Annotated in this window: 6 protein-coding genes; 2 read left to right on the top strand and 4 right to left on the bottom strand. The window is 64.7% G+C overall.

What is annotated here, in order from left to right; genetic code table 11:
• Nucleotides 1-228 precede the first annotated feature (228 nt).
• Nucleotides 229-1,061 (top strand): IS5 family transposase gene (locus ACZ4SW_RS20025; RefSeq protein WP_468244950.1). Its coding sequence is split into 2 segments (ribosomal slippage): nt 229-583 and nt 583-1,061, totalling 834 coding nucleotides; the frame shifts between segments, so codons are not numbered across the junction.
• Here the strand turns inward: ACZ4SW_RS20025 and ACZ4SW_RS20020 are convergent.
• The 3 genes from ACZ4SW_RS20020 to ACZ4SW_RS20010 all read right to left on the bottom strand — a co-directional run bounded on the left by ACZ4SW_RS20020 (nt 1,031) and on the right by ACZ4SW_RS20010 (nt 3,778).
• Nucleotides 1,031-1,429, bottom strand: coding sequence for a hypothetical protein (locus ACZ4SW_RS20020; protein WP_468244946.1), 399 nt, complete (start codon nt 1,427-1,429; stop codon nt 1,031-1,033). The two genes, ACZ4SW_RS20025 and ACZ4SW_RS20020, sit on opposite strands and share 31 nt — an antisense overlap.
• 628 nt (nt 1,430-2,057) lie before the next feature.
• Nucleotides 2,058-2,501, bottom strand: coding sequence for a VOC family protein (locus ACZ4SW_RS20015; RefSeq protein ID WP_468244943.1), 444 nt, complete (start codon nt 2,499-2,501; stop codon nt 2,058-2,060).
• Between the two features lie 401 nt (nt 2,502-2,902).
• Entirely contained in the window at nt 2,903-3,778 is an 876-nt protein-coding gene (locus ACZ4SW_RS20010) for an alpha/beta fold hydrolase (protein ID WP_445416380.1), read from the bottom strand.
• Nucleotides 3,779-5,464: 1,686 nt separating this feature from the next.
• Between ACZ4SW_RS20010 and ACZ4SW_RS20005 the strand changes: the two genes are divergently transcribed.
• Nucleotides 5,465-6,511 (top strand): aldo/keto reductase, encoded by a 1,047-nt coding sequence (locus ACZ4SW_RS20005; RefSeq protein ID WP_468244989.1) that lies wholly within the window; start codon nt 5,465-5,467, stop codon nt 6,509-6,511.
• Between the two features lie 352 nt (nt 6,512-6,863).
• Here the strand turns inward: ACZ4SW_RS20005 and ACZ4SW_RS20000 are convergent, their stop codons facing one another.
• On the bottom strand, nt 6,864-7,505 hold the full coding sequence (locus tag ACZ4SW_RS20000; RefSeq protein WP_468244939.1) for a uracil-DNA glycosylase: 642 nt from the start codon (nt 7,503-7,505) through the stop codon (nt 6,864-6,866).

Raw genomic sequence — 7,505 nt, 5'->3', positions numbered from 1 at the left:
CGTTTTCCACTCGGTACGAACCGGTAGGTTTCCAAATGAGACAGGAGCTCTTGGAAGGAACCCGGCGCATTGCTGCCCTGCTGATTGCCGCAGAGACGGCGTTTTCCGGCGAATCGCTTCGTTGAGCGCTCGACCTGGCTCCTGAAAGCCCCCATAAACCGTTCAATACCAGAACCAAACGCTCACTAAGACCTCGTTTCTTATGGCAGGTGGCTTCGCGGACCGGTCATGGTGAGTCTTGTAGAGCGTCTGGTGCCCGATGAGCTGTGGGACCTGTTCCGGCGGGTCGTACCGCCTACCGAAGTGACACGTCCGCAAGGCGGTGGTCGGCGCCGGGCTGGGGACCGCGAGGTGCTCGCCGCGATCGTGTTCGTGGCGACCTCGGGCTGTACTTGGCGGCAGCTCCCGCCGGTGTTCGGCCCGTGCTGGCAGACCGTCTACCGGCGCTTTGCTCAATGGAGCCAGGCCCGAGTGTGGGGCCGGCTGCATCGTGTCGTCCTTGATGAGCTGGGGTCTCGAGGAGAGCTCGACCGGTCGCGATGTGCAATCGACTCCGTCAGCGTGCGGGCAGCAAAAGGGGGCCGCTGACCGGACCGAATCCGACCGACCCTGGCAAGAACGGGTCCAAGATCCACCTGGTCACAGACCGAAACGGTCTGCCGATCTCGATCGGCATCTCGGCCGCGAACCTGCACGACAGCCAGGGTCTGGAGCCGTTGGTGAGGGGCATTCCTCCCATTCGCTCTCCACGGGGCCCTCGCCGACGTCGCCCGGGCAAGCTGCATGCGGACAAGGGTTACGACTATGACCGCTTGCGGAGCTGGCTCCGCTCCCGCGGCATCATGCCCCGCATCGCTCGCAAGGGCGTCGAGAGCTCTCAGCGCCTGGGCCGCCATCGCTGGGTGGTGGAGCGCACAATCTCGTGGCCGGCGGCTTGCCGACGTCTGAACCGCCGCTACGAACGAAAGCCCGAGCACTTTCTCGCCTTCGCCGGCATCGCCGCCACCCTTATCGCCCACCGTCGCCTGTCTCAGCTCGGGAAGACAGGTATGCCGTCCTGATCGATGTGCGGAGGGTCCGTCGGCACTTGCCCCATCGCACGCCAGACCGCATGTGCCGCCGCGAACTTCACATCGCCGGGACCGGTGTCTGCGGTGCGCTCGATGATTTCGGTGACGAGCACCAGCACCCGCGGCCTCGGGGAAGCAAGCCGCTTCAGGGCATACCAGGCGCCTTCTGCTGCCTCCCGCCGTAGATCGCCGTCGTACGGGCACGGCCATGCATCAGGACCGTAGACAGCGCGCCGCCAGCCGAACGGGTCGTCCCCGAGCATGACACCGGGTTCATCGCAAGGAGTCACCTCAACGGTCACCTCGGCAAAGCGAGCCCATCGACCTGTCTGGCGCCGGAGTCGGAACGTCCCTTCCACGCCAGGAGTGTCCCGCAAAAAACGCTGCCTACGACCACCGGGGCGGTAGCCGCCATGACTGCCTTCGACGAACCGTAAGCCTACTGCTCGGCTGACCATAAGAAACGACGCCTAAATGGGCCACGTTGCGGTCTGCCGCTGCGTGGGCTACGGCGTGCAGGCGAGGAAGCGCACTGAAGTGGACCTTGCCGTTACGCCGCTCAGCTTGGCCGAATGCTTCTACCTTCCCCCGACCAGTCACAGTGTGATGTACACATAGTCGGGATAATGAGCGGTCAGTCGCGGGTCCGGGCCGGACGCGCCGCTGGGCCGGCGGGTCCAACCGTGTGCACTGCGGTCGGCGAGCAAGTCGTGGTCGGCTCAACAGCAGCGCTCCACCGTTAGGCGGTGCGGTGCGGTCCGGTCGCGCAACTGGAATGAACCCCCTGGTTCGACTCGTCCGCCTCGACATCGCCGTGGATAGCACGCGTACTGGATGGGCCAGGCGTCATCCTGCTGCCCGACGTTCTCATGCCGCCATGCACCTGTTGCGCGCGTGTACGAAGGCCTGGGCACGGTCCGAAGCCGAGGCGAACGTCGCAGCCCTGAGCCTGTCTCTCGTCGGTTGCCGGTTCTGGTTCGAGCGGCGTCAGCGTCCTGGCAGGCGTTCGGTGATTTCCTGTAGTGTCCAGCCGTTGCCATCCGGGTCCGCGAACGAGGCGAACGACGCGTAGCTGCCCCGCTGGGGGTCCGGACCGGGCACTCGACTCTTGGTGCCGGCGTGGTGGAACACTCCGCCTGCGTCGTGGAATACCTCGCTCACCTCGACGCCGTTCCGGACCAGCTCCGTGCGTGCTGCCTCGATGTCCGGAACGACGAGATGCAGGCCCTCGACGGATCCCGGCGAGGCCAAGCTGACGCCGTCGCCGAAGATCACCGAGCAGGCGGATCCCGGCGGGGTCAGTTGTACTACACGGAAGCCATCACCACCGACGAAGTCGGCATCCAGCCGCCAGCCCATCGCCGTGTAGAAATCCTTCGACCGGTCGACGTCGGCGACCGGGATCACCACGACTTCCAGCTTCATGTCCACGGTGGAGACCTCCTGCCCGTTGGCAGTCGTGCACGTCACAGGTCGTCACGAGACCCTTGATTCGGCAAGTGCGAGTGCGTCCGGGAAAATCGACGAGAGTTGTCGCAGCAGCGCATCGGCGTCCTGGCGGAAGCCTTGCCACGGGACGACAGCAGGGTCTGCCGGCTGCGGCATGCGCAGGGATGGCGACCTAGCCCTCGCCTCATGATCAGGCAACCCCCGCAAGTGTCGCTCGGTATCCACCCGAGCACGACCGCCGATCGTCTCATGCGGCCGCAGAAACGGTCGCACGTCTACGACGACATCCTGGTGTCGGTGGAACTGTCGGCCCCCGAACAGCCCGTTCGTTGCACCGCCCCACCCACTCTGCTCCGCACCGCAATCGTGCTACTCGGCTTCGGCTACTTCGCGGCGGCTTGTACGTGCTTGCGGATGTGCTCCGCCCAGGTCTCCGGGGAGTCGACGGGGCTGAAATGCCCAGTGTTCTTCATGAAGTGGAGGTCGTAGTCGCTGTAGTAGTCGTCGAGCGTGTCGCTCCATTCCGTGGGAAAGAGCGCGTCGCTGTCGGGCCACAGGATGGTGAGGTTCTTCGAGAACCTGTCCTCCGGCGCGGGTTTGGTCTCGTTGGCGTAGAAGGTGATGGGGTTGCCCTCGGGGTAGCGGAACCACATTGCGCCGGCGACGAATTCGCCCGGCTTCGAGTGATTCTCGGTGAGGTGGTCGAGGAGCACGTCGACCGCGGGAGAGCCGGGAGGTGACCAGCTCTCCAGGTTCTCTCGCAAAGCTGCACGCACGGCTTCCGGTTTTCCGTCGATCAGGTCCTCGACCAGCCTGGTCTTGTACAAGATGGCGTGCAGGAAGGCGTTGACGGCCTTCTCCTCCAGGATGCGCCGCCCGACCCCCAGAGTCGGCGGCGCGATGACCAGAGAGTGCGCCAGGTCCGGACGCTTCATGGCGATGGTCTGAACGGTGAAGCTTCCCACGTCGTAGCCGCACAGCACAGCGTTGCTGATTCCCAAGTCGTCGATGAGCGCGATGATGGCGTCGACCTGACCGGTGAGCGAGTAGGCGTTGCCGACGTCCTCCAGGTGCTTGTCGGACTTGCCGTATCCGTGAAGGTCGGGCGTAAGTACGTCGACGTCGTCGCCGAGCAGCGGAACGACGCGCGAGAACTCCATGTGGTCGCCCGGGTTTCCGTGGACGAGGACGACGGGTGTGCCGCTGCCGGAGCGTTCGTAGTAGTTCCGGAAACCCTGCACAGGCTGGGAGTAAGGCATGCTGATCGCCTCCAGGTGTGAGCGTCGAAAGGCTGTCGCCCGATCGTTGGTGGCACGATGCTGATCGGTTGTGTTGCTTATTTTTTAGACTTTGATCGAGGGGTGATGGCGTGGTTTGAGTCAGCTGAGCTGGGCCGTCGGCAGATGAAGACCCGGGGGAGGTTGACGCGCAACGGGAGGGAGGCGATGAAGCCGACCGTCTGCGCGATGCCGTCCGGCATGAGCCAGTCGATGGTGTCCTTCGAGCCCTCGAGCCAGGTGCGGGCGCCGGGGTCCGTGAGGTGGTCGTGACGTTCCGTGCCGACGATCCCGGGGTTCGATCGCGGAGACCCGCACGCTCTTCGGGCCAGCTCGACCCGGAGGTGCTTGGACAGGTGCGAGACGCATGCCTTGGCGCGGGCGTAGACGGCGGGTCGGGTAGAGGTTCTGGGGTGTGCTGCTGCCACTCGTCGGCGGGCGGCTCCTCGACGGGGCTGGGCAGCATGACGCCGGCGTTGTTGAAGAGCCGGTTCGCGCCGCCAGCTCGGCCTGAACGCGGTCGGCCGCGGCCTGCAGCGCGGCGGCTTCGGTCGCGTCGACGACGATCGCCACAGCGATGCCGGCGTTCGTCCGGGCGATCCGTGCTCCGCACCCGCACGGCCAACTTCGGGCCCGGTGTCGCCAGGCGCTCGGCCGACGCTTCGCCGACGCCGCTGGACGCGCCCGCGGTGACGGCCGGTCCGCCATCAAGGGAGGCGGTGGCAGATGCCTCCGTGTCATGGAATGACACCTTCCGGGAGATCGCTGGGCAGGGGACAGACGTCTGTGGCGGGCCCTGACTTCCAGCGGGACGCCGGGTCTACCCGGGCCCGTTTGGTCACCTGCCGGGCGGGAGTGCAGGTATTCATCTCAGCGAGGGATCTCTTCGTAGTGCTGTTCGTCGTCGTTCGACTTCAGATAGGAATTGACGGCGTCGTCCGAAGTGGATCCAGTGCGGCGTCTTGCGTGCGCGGTCAGATGCTCCTGCGACTGCCAATGTTCGATCAGGGCGTAGCCGTACGGTCATGCTTCGTTACGCCATAGCTGGTACAGGCGGCATCCGTCTTCCTTGTTAGCCTCCGCCGCCATGTTTTTTGTTCAGCAGTGTAAAAATTCCGCCTCGTGCTGCTGAGCCACCTCGAAGAAGACGTTCAAGATGATCATCTCGTCCTCCTGTCGTAGGGCGTCACGTGACATCTTCCGTCGCACTGCCCTGTCACGCATCTTGGGGCCTCTCTTCGTGCACCCGGCGAACACATACCGTATCCGGTTACGTTCACCTCGTTTGTATGGTCGCCCAGCCTCCGGTGATGAGATCAAGGATTGCTCCGCTGAATTCGTCGCAGATCGACCGTCGCGGAACGCGGCGGACCGGTGCCTCGTTGCTGCCACCTGGCGGCCCGAGGCATCCGCAAGGGCTCGCGTAGTTATCCGTTTTCACCGGCATTTACCGCGACGGCCCGGACGCCCTGCACGGGAACTCGGCTGTCGGCGACGCCTTCGCTCGATCGGTGCTGACCGGTCCGGCAGTTGATCTGCCGTTCGTGCCGCGAGGGCACACCCGTGCTCAGCACGGATTCCGGCTTGGCACCCGTGGCTGAGTAACCGCGGGCAGGCGAGCACAGTAGAAGCGTGGTAGTCATGCAAGAGGGACGGAGTGTGATCATCATGGAATTCAGGCAACTGGGCCGGTCCGGTTTGCATGTTTCAACGCTGGCCATGGGCACTATGACCTTCGGCGGCAGCGATGTCTTCGGAAATGTCGGCCAAACCGACTTGTCAGGTGCCCGGCGCCAGATCGACATGTGCCTCGACGCCGGTGTCAACCTCATCGACACGGCCAACATTTACTCGGCTGGCGCAGCGGAGGAGATCCTCGGCCAGGTGATCGCGGGGCGGCGCGACCAGCTGCTGATCTCCTCGAAAGTGCGTATGGCGATGGGCGACGGCCCCAACGACGAGGGGCTGTCGCGCCACCACATTCTCGAGCAGATCGAGGCCAGCCTGCGCCGCCTGAAAACCGATCACCTGGATATCTACCACGTCCACGAGTGGGACGGGCTGACGCCGCTCGAGGAGACCATGGGAACTCTCGACTTCCTGGTGCGTTCGGGCAGGGTCCGCTACCTCGGTGTCTCCAACTATTCGGGCTGGCAGCTGATGAAGGCGCTTTGCGTGGCCGACGCGCACGGCTATGAGCGTTTCGTCAGCAATCAGATCTACTACTCGCTGGAATCACGCGACGCCGAATACGAGCTGGTGCCGCTTTCCCTGGACCAGGGACTGGGGATCATGGTGTGGAGCCCGCTTGCCGGCGGGCTGCTCTCGGGCAAGTATCGCCGTGGGCAGCAGGCCACCGAAGGCCGCCATCTCACCGAGTGGTCCGAACCGCCCGTACGGGATGAGGACAAGCTCTACGACACCATCGAAACTGTCGTCGACATCGCCTCGGATCGTGGCGCCTCGCCCGCGCAGGTGTCCCTGGCCTATCTGCTCGCAAAACCCGGCGTGACCTCCGTGATCGTCGGCGCTCGCAAGGACGAGCAGCTGGCCGACAATCTCGGTGCCGTCGACGTGCACTTGAGCAGTGAGGACATCGACCGGCTCGACAAGGCCAGCGCACCCGACCTGATCTATCCACACTGGCACCAAGCCAACCTGGTCTCCAGCCGCTTCAGCGAGCCGGACCTGGCCCTGCATCGTCCAGCGCGGTGACGGGCAGGGTGGGGCGCAGCCCCTCTCGAGGTCCGAGATGACATCAGCGACGATGGACGCGGTGAAGGATTTCCGTTGTCAAGACGTCAGGGTCCGGTCCGGCTGGACGGGACGAAGGAGCGGGTCTGGCGGCTGCACGAAACAGGACAGTGCCGACATCGTCACCTTCACGGTCAGCCTTCCCGCCCATGTCAAGGTCCAGCAGCCGACGGTCATACCCATGAGACCGGACCACCTGCTTCAAGAGCGTGTCACTTACAGGGCTTCGGCGACCAGCCGCTTTCCCTCTTCGGGACCCGGGACCGTACCGCACGGCTTGGGAGCCTGACACGGCGACACTCTGTGACGCCGGCTAGGCCAGGGCCTCATTGAGCGTGGCGAGCTGGCTGGCAAAGACCCGTGCGCCTCCCTGGGCTGGATGGCGTACGGCTTCGGCGGCGACGCCGTTGCGTGCCAGTGCGTTCTGGGCTTTACGGCCGACGGCGACAATAGTGGTGACGCGGAAAGCTTCTGCCAAGGCCAGGGCGACAGGTGTCCCGGCCGTGATCTCCTCGGCCCGTGGAGTGCGATTGGTGGCAAGATTTCCCGGTGCATGGGGGTGGTGCGGGTAGACCGGCCAGAAAATCGGCAAGGGACCGCGCCACGAGGCCATCGTTTTCCACACGGTGGCCGACGATGCCTCCCACTGAGCGGCTGGAGTGGGGGGAATTTCGAATCCATCACCCTTGGGGTTCCCGGTGATGAGTCCCGGCCGGGCAGCAAGCTCGCGCACGCTCATGAACGGGACGCCAGTAACGGCGTGTCCTCGGTAGCCGGGGGCTTCACCCACCAGCAGAAGGTCGGGCCGATTTTGCGCCATGAGCTTCAGGTACAGGCGGAGGTTGCGTTCGCGGATCTGTCCGTCCCCGTGCGGGCCGTAGAGGAATTCGGCATCGTCAGGGACAGGGAGGGTATGCAACAGCCTCCAGAATTTTCCGGTGTCAATCGTTTTCAT

The sequence above is a fragment of the Streptomyces sp. NPDC028331 genome (genome assembly GCF_055565775.1).
The sequence above is the reverse complement of the archived record's forward strand: the minus strand, read 5'-3'. Positions and strand labels throughout refer to the sequence as shown.